The sequence below is a fragment of the Mesorhizobium alhagi CCNWXJ12-2 genome (genome assembly GCF_000236565.1).
In the GTDB taxonomy this organism is placed as follows: Bacteria; Pseudomonadota; Alphaproteobacteria; order Rhizobiales; family Rhizobiaceae; genus Allomesorhizobium; species Allomesorhizobium alhagi.
In genome coordinates this window covers 1-15,880 of sequence record NZ_AHAM01000257.1, presented here as the reverse complement: position 1 = coordinate 15,880, position 15,880 = coordinate 1, and the positions used below count along the sequence as shown (strand labels likewise).

At 63.8% G+C, this 15,880-nt stretch carries 18 protein-coding genes and 1 riboswitch; of the genes, 6 read left to right on the top strand and 12 right to left on the bottom strand.

What is annotated here, in order from left to right:
- Positions 1-253: 253 nt before the first annotated feature.
- Complete coding sequence (locus MAXJ12_RS27215) at positions 254-1,171, bottom strand: pirin family protein (RefSeq protein ID WP_008839327.1); 918 nt, start codon at positions 1,169-1,171, stop codon at positions 254-256.
- Positions 1,172-1,243: 72 nt separating this feature from the next.
- Here MAXJ12_RS27215 and MAXJ12_RS27210 point away from each other — a divergent pair, with 72 nt between their 5' ends.
- Positions 1,244-1,471: a hypothetical protein gene (locus tag MAXJ12_RS27210; protein ID WP_008839326.1), complete on the top strand. Its 228-nt coding sequence runs from the start codon at positions 1,244-1,246 to the stop codon at positions 1,469-1,471.
- A complete protein-coding gene (locus MAXJ12_RS27205; protein ID WP_008839325.1) occupies positions 1,468-1,761 on the top strand; it encodes a type II toxin-antitoxin system RelE/ParE family toxin in 294 nt (97 codons plus the stop codon). The genes MAXJ12_RS27210 and MAXJ12_RS27205 overlap by 4 nt, the downstream gene beginning before the upstream one ends.
- A 12-nt stretch (positions 1,762-1,773) precedes the next feature.
- Here the strand turns inward: MAXJ12_RS27205 and MAXJ12_RS27200 are convergent, their stop codons facing one another.
- The 3 genes from MAXJ12_RS27200 to MAXJ12_RS27190 form a co-directional block, all read right to left on the bottom strand.
- Entirely contained in the window at positions 1,774-2,040 is a 267-nt protein-coding gene (locus tag MAXJ12_RS27200) for a DUF2277 domain-containing protein (protein WP_008839324.1), read from the bottom strand.
- 91 nt (positions 2,041-2,131) lie between these two features.
- Positions 2,132-2,383, bottom strand: a complete 252-nt coding sequence (locus MAXJ12_RS27195; protein ID WP_008839323.1) for an exodeoxyribonuclease VII small subunit — start codon at positions 2,381-2,383, stop codon at positions 2,132-2,134.
- Between the two features lie 3 nt (positions 2,384-2,386).
- The gene (locus MAXJ12_RS27190) at positions 2,387-3,313 is read right to left on the bottom strand and encodes a histone deacetylase family protein (protein ID WP_008839322.1); all 927 of its coding nucleotides are present in this window, start codon (positions 3,311-3,313) and stop codon (positions 2,387-2,389) included.
- Between the two features lie 121 nt (positions 3,314-3,434).
- Positions 3,435-3,633, top strand: a riboswitch (cobalamin riboswitch).
- 43 nt (positions 3,634-3,676) lie between these two features.
- Between MAXJ12_RS27190 and bluB the strand changes: the two genes are divergently transcribed.
- Positions 3,677-4,393, top strand: coding sequence for a 5,6-dimethylbenzimidazole synthase (gene bluB, locus MAXJ12_RS27185; RefSeq protein ID WP_008839321.1), 717 nt, complete (start codon positions 3,677-3,679; stop codon positions 4,391-4,393).
- 26 nt (positions 4,394-4,419) lie between these two features.
- On the opposite strand, the gene MAXJ12_RS27180 is transcribed toward bluB, so the two are convergent.
- The gene (locus MAXJ12_RS27180) at positions 4,420-5,394 is read right to left on the bottom strand and encodes a hypothetical protein (protein WP_008839320.1); all 975 of its coding nucleotides are present in this window, start codon (positions 5,392-5,394) and stop codon (positions 4,420-4,422) included.
- Positions 5,395-5,522: 128 nt separating this feature from the next.
- Between MAXJ12_RS27180 and MAXJ12_RS27175 the strand changes: the two genes are divergently transcribed.
- The gene (locus tag MAXJ12_RS27175; protein ID WP_040588334.1) at positions 5,523-6,770 is read left to right on the top strand and encodes a S41 family peptidase; all 1,248 of its coding nucleotides are present in this window, start codon (positions 5,523-5,525) and stop codon (positions 6,768-6,770) included.
- Positions 6,771-7,064: 294 nt separating this feature from the next.
- Here MAXJ12_RS27175 and MAXJ12_RS27170 read toward each other — a convergent pair whose 3' ends face one another.
- Positions 7,065-7,661 carry a TetR/AcrR family transcriptional regulator gene (locus tag MAXJ12_RS27170; RefSeq protein ID WP_008839318.1) on the bottom strand — a complete coding sequence of 199 codons (597 nt, stop codon included), beginning with the start codon at positions 7,659-7,661 and terminating at the stop codon, positions 7,065-7,067.
- A gap of 119 nt (positions 7,662-7,780) precedes the next feature.
- Here MAXJ12_RS27170 and MAXJ12_RS27165 point away from each other — a divergent pair, with 119 nt between their 5' ends.
- Entirely contained in the window at positions 7,781-9,007 is a 1,227-nt protein-coding gene (locus MAXJ12_RS27165) for an MFS transporter (protein WP_040588331.1), read from the top strand.
- 106 nt (positions 9,008-9,113) lie between these two features.
- On the opposite strand, the gene MAXJ12_RS27160 is transcribed toward MAXJ12_RS27165, so the two are convergent.
- The 3 genes from MAXJ12_RS27160 to aroC form a co-directional block, all read right to left on the bottom strand.
- Positions 9,114-9,542 carry a hypothetical protein gene (locus tag MAXJ12_RS27160; protein ID WP_008839316.1) on the bottom strand — a complete coding sequence of 143 codons (429 nt, stop codon included), beginning with the start codon at positions 9,540-9,542 and terminating at the stop codon, positions 9,114-9,116.
- Positions 9,543-9,556: 14 nt separating this feature from the next.
- Positions 9,557-10,657, bottom strand: coding sequence for a 3,4-dihydroxy-2-butanone-4-phosphate synthase (gene ribB / locus MAXJ12_RS27155; RefSeq protein ID WP_008839315.1), 1,101 nt, complete (start codon positions 10,655-10,657; stop codon positions 9,557-9,559).
- A gap of 111 nt (positions 10,658-10,768) precedes the next feature.
- The gene (gene aroC / locus MAXJ12_RS27150) at positions 10,769-11,869 is read right to left on the bottom strand and encodes a chorismate synthase (protein WP_008839314.1); all 1,101 of its coding nucleotides are present in this window, start codon (positions 11,867-11,869) and stop codon (positions 10,769-10,771) included.
- 264 nt (positions 11,870-12,133) lie between these two features.
- On the opposite strand from aroC, the gene MAXJ12_RS27145 reads away from it, so the two are divergent.
- Complete coding sequence (locus MAXJ12_RS27145; RefSeq protein WP_008839313.1) at positions 12,134-12,382, top strand: DUF1344 domain-containing protein; 249 nt, start codon at positions 12,134-12,136, stop codon at positions 12,380-12,382.
- 3 nt (positions 12,383-12,385) lie between these two features.
- Here the strand turns inward: MAXJ12_RS27145 and MAXJ12_RS27140 are convergent, their stop codons facing one another.
- The 3 genes from MAXJ12_RS27140 to MAXJ12_RS27130 all read right to left on the bottom strand — a co-directional run bounded on the left by MAXJ12_RS27140 (position 12,386) and on the right by MAXJ12_RS27130 (position 15,687).
- Positions 12,386-12,973, bottom strand: a complete 588-nt coding sequence (locus MAXJ12_RS27140; protein WP_008839312.1) for a histidine phosphatase family protein — start codon at positions 12,971-12,973, stop codon at positions 12,386-12,388.
- 57 nt (positions 12,974-13,030) lie between these two features.
- Positions 13,031-13,849 carry an enoyl-ACP reductase FabI gene (gene fabI, locus MAXJ12_RS27135; protein ID WP_008839311.1) on the bottom strand — a complete coding sequence of 273 codons (819 nt, stop codon included), beginning with the start codon at positions 13,847-13,849 and terminating at the stop codon, positions 13,031-13,033.
- 74 nt (positions 13,850-13,923) lie between these two features.
- The gene (locus MAXJ12_RS27130) at positions 13,924-15,687 is read right to left on the bottom strand and encodes an adenylate/guanylate cyclase domain-containing protein (protein WP_008839310.1); all 1,764 of its coding nucleotides are present in this window, start codon (positions 15,685-15,687) and stop codon (positions 13,924-13,926) included.
- Positions 15,688-15,880: the final 193 nt, after the last annotated feature.

Genomic DNA, 15,880 nt, shown 5'->3' with positions numbered 1-15,880 from the left:
TTTGAAGCGCCGACGCCGCCCCTCACCCCTACCCTCTCCCCGTAAAGACGGGGAGAGGGGGCGTCTTCGCTGATGTCTCCGACGCCGGCGATTGGCGGCGACGTAGATGTCTCCCTCTCCCCGTCCTTACGGGGAGAGGGTAAGGGTGAGGGGCGGCGCAAAGTTTTCAAGCCGGTGACGCGTTCAGTCGCCATCCTTCGCCGTCTCAATACCGACGAGTCGACGGCAAAGTCGAAACCCACACCCCCTTTCATCACTCGGGCAACGGAATAAATTCCTCCTCGTCGCCCGGAACGATGTCGAAGCGGCCGGTCTTCCACTCGTTTTTGGCCTGCTCGATGCGCTCCCTCGATGAGGACACGAAGTTCCACCAGATATAGCGTTTGGAGCCGAGCGAGGCGCCGCCGAACAGCATGAAATGCGCGCCCTGTTCCGACGAGACCACGATCTCGTCGCCCGGCTTGAAAACAAGCAGGCGGTCGGAGGGAAATTCGTCGCCGGAAATCGTCACAGTGCCGTCGAGTACATAGATCGCCCGCTCCTCGGCGTCGGCGGGAATGCTTATCCGCGCTCCGGGCGCAAGGCTGATATCGGCGTAGAGCGTGTCGGTATCCGTGCGCACCGGCGAGCGAATGCCGGAGAGGCTGCCCATAACCAGGCGTCCCGACGCCCCGTCATACTCGAAACGCGGCAGCAGATCGCGGCCTGTGTTCTCGAAAACCGGGGCGGTTTCCTCCTTGCCGTCGGGCAGCGCCAGCCAGGTCTGCAGCCCCGATACCGACATAGGCGCGCCGCGCAGTTCCTCCGGGGTCCGCTCCGAATGGACGATGCCGCGGCCCGCCGTCATCAAATTAACGTCGCCGGGCGAGATCACCATTTCGGTGCCGAGCGAATCGCGGTGCCTGATCTTGCCGTCGAACAGGTAGGTGACCGTTGACAGGCCGATATGCGGATGCGGCCGCACGTCGAGCGCCTGCCCAGCGCGCAGGATCGCCGGCCCCATGCGGTCGAAGAAGATGAACGGGCCGACCAGCCGACGCCTAGCCGTCGGCAGGGCGCGCCGCACCTGGAAACCACCTATGTCGCGGGCATTGGGGATGACCATCAGCTCGATCTGGTCGCAGGCGAAGGCGTCGCCGGCGACAGGGTCGTTTCCCGGAAAGAAGCTCATGGTTTGATCCTCGCGACCTGCCTTCGAATTCGGTTCTTTTCCCGTTTTCGAAGATAGCCTATATCTTTCCACATGAACCAGCTTCTTGAAAAAGCCGTGGAAGCGGTGCGGCAGATGCCGCCAGACGATCAGGACAAGATCGCGCGCCTGATGCTGAGCCTTGCTGAAGGCGACCAGTCGCCCGAACAGACCGATCCGACGCACCTTCCCGATATTCTGGAAAGTCTAGCCCAGCTTCGCCGCGGTGAGTTCGCCAGCGACGCCGACGTCGAAATTGCATTTCGCCGCTTCGGCTCGTGAAGATCCGCTTCACCAAGCGCGCAACCGAAAATCTCGTCGAAATCGCCGATTATTTGCGCGAACGGAATCCGGCCGCCGCAAGGCGTGTTCGCGGCGCGATTCTCGAATCGCTGAAAATTCTGGCTTCCTTTCCGTATGCGGGACGCGTCCAATCGACGGAACGCGTGAGAAAAATGGTCACGCGCAAATATTCCTATCTCGTCTACTACACCGTGGATGAAGCTGCGGACGACCTCATCGTTCTCAGCATCAAGCATCCGAGTCGGGAGAGAGAGCACGACGACGCCTGACCGCCGGCAGAATTACGCGTACCGGATCACCATCCTGGCCCGCGCCTTGGCGGCTTCTTCCTCGCGGTTCTTCGGCGGCTGCGTCGTTTCCAGCGAATCGATGAGTTCGCGGGCGCATGCGGCGATCGAGCTGACCGCCTTCTCGAAGGCTGCCTCGTTGCGTTTCGAAGGCTTGGTCGATCCGCTCAGCTTGCGCACGAACTGTAGCGCGGCGTCATGGATTTCCTCGTCCGTCGCAGGCGGATCGAAATTGAACAGGGTTCTTATGTTTCGGCACATGACTTGCTCCCGGTCTGTCCGACATTCAGCGTTGCGGGTTTTGGTTTCCCTCTATCTGGGCCCGACACGCCTGGCGATCAACTGCCCTGCCCTACTCCGCGTCGAGCGGCTCCGTCCCGGCCGGCTTGCCGTCGCGCGACAGCCTGATCTTCTCGACCTTGTCCTCGGCGGCCTTCAACAGCCGGTCGCAGTGGATTTTCAGCGCCTCGCCGCGCTCATAAATCTTGATAGATTTGTCGAGCGGCACGTCGCCGCGCTCCAGGTCGTCGACGATGCGCTCCAGCGCCTCCAGCGCCTGCTCGAAGCTCATCGCCTTGATATCTTCGTTGGCTTCGTCCGCCATTCTTCATCCTTTCATCATGCGCGCGACATGGGCCGCGACCGAAAACGACAATCCCTGCAGGTCGTAGCCGCCTTCCAGCACGCTGACCAGCCGGTTGCCGCAATGGCGCGCGGCGCGGTCCATCAATTTTCCCGTCGCCCAGTCGAAGTCTTCCTCGGTCAGGTTGATCTCTGCCAGCGGGTCGCGGTGATGCGCGTCGAAGCCGGCGGAGATGATGATCAAATCGGGCGCAAAAGCATCGACCGCCGGCAGCACGCGCGAGCGGAACGCTTCGCGAAAGGCCTCGCTACCGGATTGAGGCGCAAGCGGCGCGTTGACGATATTGCCGGCGCCTGTCTCGCTTTCGGTCCCGGTGCCGGGATAGAGCGGCATCTGGTGCGTCGAGCAGTAGAGCACCGACGGATCGTTCCAAAAAATATCCTGAGTGCCGTTGCCGTGATGCACATCCCAATCGACGATCGCGACGCGCCCGGCCCCGTGCTTCTTCTGCGCATGGCGCGCCGCGATCGCCGCGTGGTTGAATACACAAAAGCCCATGGCGGTTGTCTTTTCCGCGTGATGGCCGGGCGGGCGCGAGGCGACGAAGACATTGTCGGCCGCGCCCGCAAACACGTCGTCGACCGCCGCGTTGGCCGCCCCGATCGCCGTCAGCACCGCCTGCCAGCTTTTGGGGCTGACCGATGTGTCTCCGTCGAGACTGGCGATGCCCTGCTCGGGAATCGCCCGGCGGATTCGTTCGACATAACTTTCGGGATGGGCGTAGAGGATCGTCGCCTCGTCGCCTTCGGGCGCTTCGGCGCGGTCGAGCGCGGCGAACGCTTCGTCCTCCAGCGCACGCGCAATGGCGCGGAGCCGGTCCGGCCGTTCCGGATGGCCGGGCGGCGTCAGGTGTTCGAGAAAGATCGGGTGGGTGTAGAGGCGTGTGGTCATCCCGTCAGTCTATCAGCAATGGCGGCGGTGGCCACGCCATAGATGTCCCAAGGCTGGGGAAATCGCATCCGAGCCCGCCAATGTCGCTCGAGGAGCGTGCATCCCGCCCCGCCTTCGCGTATCGTCGCCGGTGCTGCCAGGTGCCCGCTGCCAAGCGGGAGAATCGGGAACACGGTTGAAATCCGTGGCGTGCCCAACGCTGTAAGAGGGACCGCATCGGCTGGGTCGTGACCCAGTGGCCACTGTTGCTCGCAACGGGAAGGCGCCGATTTTGCGGGATGATCTCGAGCCAGAAGACCGGCCTTGCAGACATTGTCGACCGCTTGGTCAGGCGGGCCGATCTCGATCGCAAGGGGACAAGCGATGCCCGAACACCCGACCGCCGGCGACGGCGAACCTTTCGACCAGACCGCCCGCGATGCCGTCTATCGCGCCATCTTCTCGCGCCGCGACGTCCGCAGCCATTTCCTGCCCGACGCGCTCGACGATGCCGTGCTGGCCCGCCTGCTGATCGCCGCTCACCACGCGCCCTCGGTCGGCTACATGCAGCCGTGGAACTTCATCGTCATTCGCGACGACTTGCGGCGGCGGCAGGTGCGCGACCTTTTCCTTGCGGCGCGCGAGCAGGAACTGCCCAACATCGCGGAAGAACGGCAGGCGCTCTACCGCAAGCTCAAGCTCGAGGGCATCTGCGAAAGCGCGCTCAATCTGTGCATCACATGCGACCGGCGACGATCGGAAAATTCGCCGCTGGGGCGGTGGCACAATCCGCAGATGGACCTCTACAGCACGGTCTGCGCCGTCCAGAATTTCTGGCTTGCGGCGCGCGCGGAAGGCATCGGCGTCGGCTGGGTCTCGATCCTCGACACACAAGCGCTGTGCGAACTGCTGCAGATCCCCGAACATGCCGTTCCGGTCGCCTATCTCTGCGTCGGCCGGGTATCGGAGTTCGCGCCAAGGCCCGATCTCGAAGCGCGCGGCTGGGCAAAGCGCCTCAAGCTGTCGGAGTTGATCATGAGCGAGACGTTTTCCGGGACAGGAGAAGCCGCGCTGAAGGGGATCGTGGACCGGATCGCATAGCCGGGTGGCGATGATGACTGCGCCGGTCAGCTTGCGGGCGCACCGGCCCAGCCGCCAAACGGCGCCGCGGCCTTGTCCTTCAGCTCGCGGAACTGCTTCGAGGTTTCCGACAGCCGCTGGTCCCACTCGGGATCGGGCGTCTGGCCATCGATCGCCCTGAAATAAACCTGCATCAGCGCTGCGATGCAGAACGGTTCGATGAAGGCGGCGCTGAACGCCCAGGTGAAGACGATGGCGAGAACGAAGCCCCAGCCCGCCAATTGACCAGGCATGGCGTAGAGCACTGCGGCAGCCGGAGCGAGCGTCGTCAGGAAGACGACCAGCGCCAGCCCCCACATCAGGACCGAGAGCCAGAGCGCGTTCTTCAGCATGGTCTTGCCGTTCTGCGCGTAGAGCACCACACCCTGCCTCGCCGTGTCGAAGGGCGCGGCGCTGTCGGAGCGGATGTTGTAGCCTAGTATGATCTCGTCGACATAGGTCAGCGACATGCGGATGACGGCGTTGAAGAACTTGACCAACCCGCTCACCCCGGGGATCGGGACGAAAGCGGCGATGCCGCCGAGAAGGCCGGTGATGGCCCTGAGCACGCCCTTGATGAGCTGATCCAGCACGAACAGGATATTGGCTTCGGCGAAGCGCTGGGTGACCACCTGCCGCGCATAGGCGATCTGGCTTTGCCCGCCGGGCACCTCGCGGCCGTCGATCAGGTGCACCATCACCGCTATGTGGCCGGCCTTGACGATGTAGAGAATGTATTCGCGGATCCAGTAGACCGCGGCCGAGACCAGCCCGAAGCCGATGATGCCGCCCCACAGCGCGAAGGTGACCGGACCGCCGCCTTCGCCGAGTATGTGGCCGGTTCCGTAGCCGACGCCGGCGCCCATTCCGGTCGCCGCTATGTAGGCGACCGTGATGCCGAAATAGACGACCATGCGGAACAGCACGAAGGGCCACGTCCTTGCGACGATGCCCAACGTCCGGCCGATCTCGAAATCCCACATGCCCCGAATCCCCCGCCAGGACCTGCGGCGCAGAATCGCCGGTCACGGAATATTGTCAACCGAGGGCTCGATCCGGCCGCGTTTGGGCCGATAATCATGATCAAGCGAAACGGATGCGGACCGGCCAGATGAAAAGAACCAGCTATCTCGCGGCAGTGCCGCTGCTTTTTCTCGCGATCGCGGAGGCTCCCGCCGCCGATCCGCCGCGCTCCGGGCATCCGGTGTTCGACCGCGCCGTGGAACTCGTGACTGATAATTTCCATGACGAGGCGGCGCTGGACGAGTTCGTGGAAGCGGTGCGGCGCGAAATCGACGATCCGGCCTCTCCGGTGAACGCGAAAAGCGCGCCGGACCGCGTCGGCGAGGCGATCGACACCGTGCTGGCCAGCCTCGACGCCTCCCATGTCGGGCATTTCGAGCCGGACACGATCGAATATTTCGAGCTGATCGACATTTTCCGCTTCGCCATCCGCGACGAGATGCGCCGACTGTTTCCGCCCGAGGGCGAGGTCAGTTATCCCGGCATCGGCATGATCGCGCGGCCACAGAACGGCGCCCGCTTCGTCAGCGACGTCTATGACGGTTCGCCGGCCGACCGCGCCGGCATCCTCGTCGGCGACGAGGTTCTGTCGGTGGACGGCGCGCCCTACCACGAGATCGAATCCTTCAGCGACAAGGTAGCCAAGCCGGTCGAGATCGAGTTGCGGCGACGCGCCGGGGCGGAGCCGATCACGCTCGAGGTGAAGGTCGAGAGGCTAAAACCGCTGCCCACATTCGAGAAGGCGATCGCGGAAAGCGCCGAGATGACGACCCGTGACGGCCGCAAGATCGGATATATCCGCCTGTGGACTCTCGCCGCGCGCCACTCGATGGGCGTGGTGGCGGAGGCGCTCGCCGAAGGCAAGCTCAAGGACGCAGACGGGCTGGTGCTGGATCTGCGCGGGCGCTGGGGCGGCGGCAGTTCCGATGCGGCCGAACTCTTCGTCGGCGACACGCCATCCTTCCGGCTGATTCCGCGCAAGGGCGAGGACGTGCTGGCCAATGTCCGCTGGCGGCGGCCGGTCGTCGCTATCATCGACGAGGGTTCGAGAAGCGGCCTTGAAGTCTTCGCCTATGCGCTGAAGGTGAACGGAATCCCGCTCGTGGGCGCGCGAACGGCGGGCGCGCTGCTTGCCGGCCGCGGCTATCTACTGCCGGACGACAGCCTGCTCGAAGTCGCGGTCTCGGATGCAGTGCTCGAAGAGAATACGCGCTTGGAAGGCGCTGGCGTCGAGCCCGATCTGCCGGTCCCGTTCAGCCTGCCCTATGCCGCAGGCAACGACCCGCAGCGCGACGCGGCAATCGAGGAAATGAGGCGGATTCTGGCGAGGGGCTGATCCTGCCAGGAAACCGGGGCGGTTCACCCGGCGCTTGTCGCCGACATCATCCCGAAATGTTGCGCTCCCGACACCCCTACCCCTCCCCCTTCGTCATTCCGGGGGGCCGCGAAGCGGAACCCGGAATCCAGAGCATTGGCAAAGGAAACGGAATGGGCATCCGGTGGAACCATGGTGTCAGATAACTGGACAAAGGTCAGCGTTCTGGATTCCGGGTTCCGCTTCGCGGCCCCGGAATGACGAAGGGGAGGGGTAGGTTGGGGGTAAATTTTGCGGCAGGCCCCGCTACCGTCCCTACTTCTTTTCCGCCAGCAGCCCATTGAGCAGCGTCTTGAACGCCTTCACCGCTTTTTTCGAGGTTGCCGCCGGGTCGTCGGCATTGGCGATCCACTGCGCCGCGTAGAGGGAAGCGCCGCTGACCAGGCGCGCGGCGGCTTCCGGATCGATGTCTCCCACAACGCCCTGCTCCTTGAGCAGCGTCAGGCTCTTCGACATCGACGTGATACAGGCGTTGGCGTTAGGCCATTGCGAGGGATCGCCGAGCACGGCCGGCCCGTCGCGCAGCATGATGCGCTGGATCTCGGGCTCGAGCGCCATCTCGATATAGGCAACGGACTCGTCGACGAAGCCCTGCCAGCGGTTGGTCGCCTTGGCCGAAACGGCGCACAGCCGTTCATTCATCTCGGCGTCGATCTCTGCAATGACAGCCTCGAGCAGCCCCTTCTTGTCGCCGAAATGATGGTAGAGCGCGCCGCGCGTAAGCCCCGCGGCGGCCGTGAAGTCATCCATCGACGCCTCGGCGTAGCCGACCTCTCCGAACGCCTGGCGAGCAGCGCCCACCAGCTTGGCGCGGGTCTCGGCGATCATTTCCTTGCGCGGCTTGTGAGCCATTTTCCACTTTCCTTTCACATACGCCACGTATAATAGTTGACATACGCAGCGTATGCAATTATCTCGATTGACATACGTCACGTATGTCAGTGGCGCTCCATCCAATCGAGGAGGCCACCATGGCCAATCCCTACAGCGAAATATTCAAGGTTCCCGGAACGAAGGGCTTCGCGTCCGCAGGCTTCGTCGCTCGCATGCCCATGGCCATGGCCCCGATCGGCATTGTCGCCATGCTGTCGCAGACGCATGGCGAGTATTGGCTGGCGGGCGCCGTGTCCGCAACCTATGCGCTGACCAACGCGGTCGCCGCGCCACAGATCTCGCGGTTTGTCGACCGCCTCGGCCAGACCCGGGTCGTCGTGCCCACCACCTTGATTTCGGTACTCGCCTTCGCGGCGCTGATGGCGGCGGCCAATCAGGACTGGCCGATCTGGACACTGTTCGTGTCGGCATTTCTCGCCGCCGCGATGCCGAGCATTCCGGCCATGGTGCGGGCCCGGTGGTCCGAGATTTTCCGTGACCGCCCCGAACTCAACACGGCCTTCGCCTTCGAATCGGCTGCGGACGAGCTTGTCTATATCGCCGGCGCATCCCTGTCGGTTGGCCTCAGCGTCGCGCTGTTTCCGGAAGCGGGAATGCTGGCCAGCACGCTGTTCCTCGCATTCGGGTCGGCGGCATTCATCATGCAGCGCGCGACCGAGCCTCGCGTGAGGCAGTTGGAACTTGGCGGCAGCCAAGGCTCGGCGATCCGGCAGCGGCCCGTGCAGATCATAACCTTCGCCCTGATCTTCGTCGGCGCGATCTTTGCGACGGCGGAAGTCAGCGCGGTGGCGATCACCAAGGACCTCGGCCAGCCGGGCGCGGCCAGCCTCGTGATCGGCGTCTATGCCGTCGGCTCCTTCGTCGTAGGGCTAATCGTCGGCGCGCTGAACCTGAAGATGCCATTGCAGCGCCAGCTCGCGATCGCCGTCGGCATCATCGCGCTGACCACCTTGCCGCTGCTGATCGCCAATACAGTGCCGCTGCTGGCGCTCGCCGTCTTCGTCAGCGGTGTGGCCATCTCGCCGACCTTCATCACCGCCTTCGGCCTGATCGAGCGCCGGGTGCCGGAGGCGATGCTGACCGAGGGCATCACCTGGGTGATGACCGGCATCGGCATCGGCATGGCGCTCGGCGCGTTCGCGACGGGATGGGTGGTCGACAATTTCGGCGCGCAGAACGGCTTCTGGGTGTCGGTCGCGGCCGGAACCGTGTCCCTGCTGACCGTGCTTCTGGGCCAGAAGACGCTCGCCGGCGAGCGCTACAGGGTTGCCTCGCCCGCTCCCGTGCCGCAGGCGGCTGAGTAGTCGGGGCTGATTGGAGCCTTAGGCTTCCAACGGTGGAATAGCGGAAAACTTCAAAGTGCCCGATCCCGCGTGGTTCGGGCACCTTTTTTCTTCAACACCGGGCGACTCACGCCCTGTCGAACCATTCGACGATTTCGGCCCCACTGCGAACAATCACCGGGTCCCCAAGTGTTTCCATGACATCGGGATTGATGTGCGAAATCGTCTCTGTCCGTCCGACCAACGGAGGGCAATCGCCGATGCAGAATAAGATCGAATTGCTGGCCTGAAGAAGCTTAACCAGCGCTTCATAGAGACGAGGGTTGCCGGTGGGTCGAGATATCGTGAACCCGGAGCAGGAGGACATGTCCCGGTCTTTGAAGGTCATGTAAAGATCGGTCTGATCGAGGATTGAGGGTGAACCAGGATAGGCCACGACCCAAGGTTCCCCTTCCCGGCTGCTAATGAATGGAGCAAACGCAGCTTCAACAAGGGCGGTGGGGAAAAAGCCTTCCTCGCCATTTTGAAAACAGTTCAGATAGGCCTCGAAACTCATGCTTTCCCACTCGGTCAGAGAATCTCAGTCCTGGCGATCCTGATCCCGAACCCTTCGAGGCCGACATAATGGCGCTCGCGCGAGGCGATCAGGTTGATGGACGAAATGCCGAGATCCTTGAGTATCTGCGCGCCGAGGCCAATTTCGCGCCACTCGCTTTCGCGCCGCCGCGCCTCCTCGTGGTCCTCGCGCTCGCCGGGCAGCGGCCGCGCCCGCTGCTGGTGGGCGACGCCGACCGAGCCCTCGCGCAGGTAGACGATGACGCCGCGCTTGCGTTCGCCCATCGACTTCATGATTTCGTGCAGCGTCATGCCGGCGCCGAAGACGTCGGTCACCACATCCTCCGAATGCAGCCGCACCGGCACCTCCTCGCCGTCGCGAATGTCGCCGAACACGATCGCCAGATGGTGCATCATGTCCCAGGGCAGCATGTAGGTGTAGGCTTTGGCCTTGCCGCCGGGTGTTTCGATGTCGGAGCATTCGACGCGCTGCACCAGCGTCTCCTGGCGCTGGCGGTAAGCGATCAGATCGGCCACCGAAACCTGCTGCAGGCCATGCTGTTCGGCAAAAGCCGAAACCTGCGGGCCGCGCATCACCGTGCCGTCGTCATTGACCAGTTCGGAGATCACGCCGACCAGCGGCAGGCCGGCCAGCTTGCAGAGATCGACGGCGGCCTCGGTATGGCCCGAGCGCATCAGCACCCCACCCTCGCGCGCGATCAGAGGGAAGATATGGCCGGGACGCACGAAATCGGACGCCCCGACATTGCCGTTGGCGAGGTTGCGCACCGTCAGCGTGCGGTCGTCGGCCGAAATGCCGGTGGTGGTGCCGTGCTTGAAATCGACGCTCACCGTGAAGGCGGTGGTGTGGGCCGAATCATTGTCGGCGACCATCGGCGAGAGATTGAGCCGCCGCGCATCCTCGCGCGTCATCGGCGCGCAGACGATGCCGGACGTGTGGCGCACGATGAACGCCATCTTTTCCGGCGTGCAATGCACCGCCGCGACGATCAGATCGCCTTCGTTCTCGCGGCCGTCATCGTCCATGACGACGACGATCTCGCCGCGCTCGAACGCGCGCAGGGCTTCGACGATTTTCTTCTGGTCGTAGGGCATGATGCTCGCTTCGCTCGTTGGGCAGTAGGCAATAGGCAGTAGGCAGTAGGGAATAAGCTGAAAACAAGAGCGTGGGCACAGGTTCAATTCCTACTGCCCACTCCCTACTGCCTATTGCCTCCCCACCTGTCCCCGATGCCGCAGATAATGATCGGCGATGGCGCAGGCAACCATCGCCTCGCCGATCGGCACGGCGCGGATGCCGACGCAGGGATCGTGGCGGCCCTTGGTCGTCACTTCGACGTCGTTGCCTTCGGTGTCGATCGACTTGCGCGGGGTGAGGATCGAGGAAGTCGGCTTGACGGCGAAGCGCGCAACGATCGGCTGGCCGCTCGAGATGCCGCCGAGAACGCCGCCGGCATGGTTGGACAGGAACACCGGCTTGCCGTCATTGCCCATGCGCATCTCGTCGGCGTTTTCCTCGCCGGTGATGCGCGCAGCCTCGAAACCGTTGCCGATCTCAACGCCCTTGACCGCGTTGATCGACATCAGGTTCGAGGCGATGTCCTGGTCGAGCTTGCCGTAGACGGGCGCGCCCAGCCCGGCCGGGACGCCCTCGGCGACGATCTCGATGACCGCGCCAACCGAGGAGCCCGCCTTGCGGATACCATCGAGGTAATCGGCAAAGACCTTCACCGAATCGGGGTCGGGCGTGAAGAACGGGTTTTCCGCATCGCGGATGAAATTCCAGTTCCAGCGCGAGCGGTCGATCTCCTTGACGCCCATCGAAACCAGCGCGCCGCGAACCGACATGCCCGGCACGATTTTTCGCGCGATCGCGCCCGCGGCGACACGGGCGGCGGTTTCGCGCGCCGAGGAGCGGCCGCCGCCGCGATAATCGCGGATGCCGTATTTGGCGTCGTAGGTGTAGTCGGCATGGCCAGGCCGGTATTGCCTGGCGATCTCGCCGTAATCCTTGGAGCGCTGGTCGACATTCTCGATCATCATCGAGATCGGCGTGCCGGTCGAAATCATCGTTTCGCCGTCGCCATCCATGACGAAGCCCGACAACACCTTTACTTCGTCCGGCTCGCGGCGCTGGGTGACGAAGCGCGACTGGCCGGGCTTGCGCCTGTCCAGTTCGCCCTGGATGTCGGCCAGCGTGAAGCGGATGCCGGGCGGGCAGCCGTCGACGACGCAGCCGAGGGCCGGGCCGTGGCTCTCACCCCAAGTGGTGACGCGAAAAAGATAGCCGAAAGTGTTGTGCGACATCGCAAAATAGCCTCGCCGGCGGCGGGCCGGTTTTCACGCCTGCGTTCTAACGCATGACCCCGAAAAGTGGAATCATTTTTCGGACAGGATCATCGCAAGCAGAAATGCTGGAGCACCTTGTGCTCCAGCTACGTTTTTTGCGGTGGTCAAACCGTGATCGGAGCGGTTTTAGTTTTGACATATTCTCATTGATGCTGCTCTTTTCAAACCCGCCCCCGCCTTCGCGCGCTGAAGATGCGAAGCGCAAGAAAAACGAGGACGAGAATGCGCATCCTGATTGGCTTTTTTGCCGCCTCCCTGATGATGTCGATCGCCGCCTTCGCCGCCGAGGCCGAAGGCACGATCCAGGCCATCGACACCGAAAAGCTGACGATCACGCTGGACGACGGAAAGTCCTACAAGCTGCCGGGCGAATTCGACGTCGCGGCGCTCAAGGAAGGTATGGACGTTCTGCTCGCCTATGACGAGGTCAGCGGCGAGAATCTCATCACCGACATGGAACTGTTCGAATAGCCTTCAAAGCCAGTCGAGACGTCCGTCCGACAGCCTCAGTACCTTATCCTGCGGCACGTCGAGCCTCGCGGCCTGCCGTTCCGGCGTATCCGCGACCATCCTGAAAACCGTTCGCATGACCCCGCCATGCGCCACGCAGACCGTCGGGCGCTCCAGCGCCTCGAACCAGGGCCGCACGCGCTCCAGCAGCATCTGGTAGCTTTCACCCTCCGCACCGGGCGGTACGAAATTCCATTTGTCCTTCGACCGGGCCATGGTCGATCCGGGCTGCCGCGACTCGAGCTCGACGAATGTGTGTCCCTGCCAATCGCCGAAATGCACTTCGACCAGCCGCGGATCGGTGCGGTAATCCTTCGGCGGAAGGCCCATGGCGGTGCGGACGCGCTCCATGGTCTCGCGGGTGCGGCGCATCGGGCTGGCGACGAAGTCGAACCCTTCCGCCCTGCCGATCAGTTCGGCGAGCTTGCGGCCGTTGCGGTCGGCCTGGCGGCGGCCGAGCTCGGTGATGTCGGTGTCGGCCTGGCCCTGCAGCCGTCCCTCCATGTTCCAGTCCGTCTGGCCGTGGCGTACGAAATAGACAAGCGGGAACATCGCGGTGGGGCTACCTGGGATGTGACTTCGGGATAGCGTGGATCGACGGACCGGCCGTCACTCCTTGACGGTGGAGATGTCCGGCGCATCGACGGCCTTCATGCCGACGACATGATAGCCCGAATCGACGTGATGGATCTCGCCGGTTACGGCGCGCGACAGGTCGGACAGGAAATACAGCCCGGCATCGCCGACTTCCTCCGGCGTGACCGTGCGCTTCAGCGGCGAATTGTATTCGTTCCAGCGCAGAATATAGCGGAAGTCGCCGATGCCGGAGGCGGCCAGCGTCTTGATCGGCCCGGCCGAGATGGCGTTGACGCGGATGTTCTTGCCGCCGAGATCGACGGCGAGATAGCGCACGCTCGCCTCCAGCGCCGCCTTGGCGACGCCCATGACGTTGTAATGCGGCATGACCTTCTCGGCGCCGTAATAGGTCAGCGTCAAAAGCGACCCGCCGTCGGTCATCAGCGCCTCGGAGCGCTTGGCGACGTCGGTGAAGGAATAGACGGAGATATCCATGGTGCGCAGGAAATTGGCGCGCGTGGTCTCGACATAACGCCCGTCGAGTTCCTCCTTGTCGGAGAAGGCGATGGCGTGGACGACGAAATCGAGTTTGCCCCAGAGTTTGGCGACGTTGTCGAAGACCGCGTCGAGGCTTGCCGCGTCGGTCACGTCGCAATGGCCGACGACATGCGCGCCGAGCTCTTCGGCCAGCGGCTCGACCCGCTTCTTGAAGGCGTCGCCCTGATAGGTCAGCGCCAGTTCGGCGCCCTGGTCGGCGCAGGCTTTGGCTATGCCCCAGGCGATCGACCGGTTGTTGGCCACGCCCAGGATGAGGCCGCGCTTGCCGGCCATGAGGCCCTGTCCACCCGCCATGTGACTGTCTCCGCGATTTTTATTCGGACAGCCCTATCGCATAGGCGTCCCAAGCCAGCAAGGGTTGGTGGGATTCAGACGGAGATCCCAGCCTCGCGCAGTCCCTCGACCAGCCTATCCAGCGTATCGGGATCGCGGTAGGGCAGGACCTGCTTCAGATGGCCGACGGAGAAGTTCGGGTTGACCTCCAGCGTCTCCTGCCAGTAGCGCCGCGCCTCCTCATGGCGCCCGGTGCGACCGTAGAGGCAGGCGAGATAGAAGCGCGTCATATCCGAGCGCGGGGAGAGCGTCAGCCGCCTCTTGAAAGCGATCTCCGCCTCGTCGAAGCGCCCGAGCGTCAACAGCGCCCGCCCGAGGAAATGCAGCGACATGTCGAATTGCGGGTCGAGCCGGTGGGCGCGTGTATAAAGCGCCACGGCGTCTTCGTGCCGGCCCTGGAAATCCCTAATGTTGCCAAGCGACGTAAAGGCGTCGGCCGAGTTGGAGTCGAGCGCGACCGCCCGCTCCGCGGAGCGTTCGGCTTCGTCCAGGCGCCGCGCCCAGGTAAGGGCAATTGCCAGCGAGATGTGGGCCTGCGCCTCGGTATCGTCGAGCTCGATTGCCTTCCTCGCCAGTTCCATCGCCCGAGTGAGATTTTCCGGCGTGGCGTCGTTCCACCGGTTGACGTATTCGGCAAAAGTGATGATCGAAAGCCGGGCATAGGCGGCCGCCAGGTTCGGATCGAGCGCGATGACGCGCTCCAGCATGCCGCGCGATTCCCGGGACGCCTGGGCGTTGAGCTGCAACATGGTCTGACGGGAGCGGACAAGCAGGTCGTAAGCCTCGGGATCGACCTTGGCGCGGCCCTCTCGCCGTGCCTCCTCGCTGGGTGTCAGCTTCACCTTGAGAGCGCTGACTATGGTGCGGGTGACCTCGTCCTGGACCGCGAATATGTCCTCGATGCCGCGATCGTAGCGCTCGGCCCACAGATGGCCGCCGGTCGTGCCGTCGATCATCTGGGCATTGATCCGGATGCGATTGGCGGCCCTGCGCACGCTGCCTTCCAGCACGTAGCGAACGCCGAGTTCGCGGCTCACCTTGCGGATATCCGGCGCCATGCCCTTGTAGGCGAAGGAAGAATTTCGTGCGATCACGAACAGGCCCGAGACTTTGGACAGGTCGGTGATGATGTCTTCGGTTATGCCGTCGGCGAAATAACCCTGCTCCGGGTCGCCCGACATGTTGTCGAACGGCAGGACGGCGATAGAGGGCCTTGCAGGAAGCGGCGGCGGAGCCTCAACGATAATCCTGGCAGCCGCCTTGGTCCGGCCGTTCGGCGACCACGTCCAGATATGCACCGGGCGCTCGATGTTCTTGACCTCGTGAAGGCCGCTATCGACGAAATCGATGCCGACGCGGCCGTGCACGTGCTGGTAGACGCTGTCCGAAATCGCCACACCGCCGGGATCGGCAAGCATCTCCAGGCGCGCGGCGATGTTGACGCCGTCGCCGAAGAGGTCGCTGTCCTCGACCATGATGTCGCCGAGATTGACGCCGACGCGAAGCACGATCGCCCGGTCTTCCGGCATATCCTCATTTGCCGCCTTCATCGCGCCTTGCAACGCAGCCGCGCATTCCACGGCGTTGACGGCGCTGCCGAACTCGACGAACACGCCGTCGCCGGTCCGTTTGAAGACGCGGCCCTGATGCTGCTTGACGAGCGGCTCCAGAACCTCCTTCCACCGCGCCGTGAGCGCCGTGTGCGTGGCCGTCTCGTCGCGCTCCATCAGCCGGCTGTAGCCAACCACGTCGGCTGCCAGGATCGCCGCAAGTCTGCGCCGAATGTGTTCAGTAGCCATTACGATTGGCGCCTTCCGGGATATGCTTTCGACAAGTTTCTACCGACGCCCCGCTGTGAAGTCTATTCGGATGACGCCACCTGCTGTCATGGGCTTGGTATTCAGTTAGGAACTTCCCGCCTCAGCGCAATGCCGGGCGCGCCTCTCCGGCGAAAAGCAGGCGCAGCCCGAGCGCGATCATCACGACGCCTGC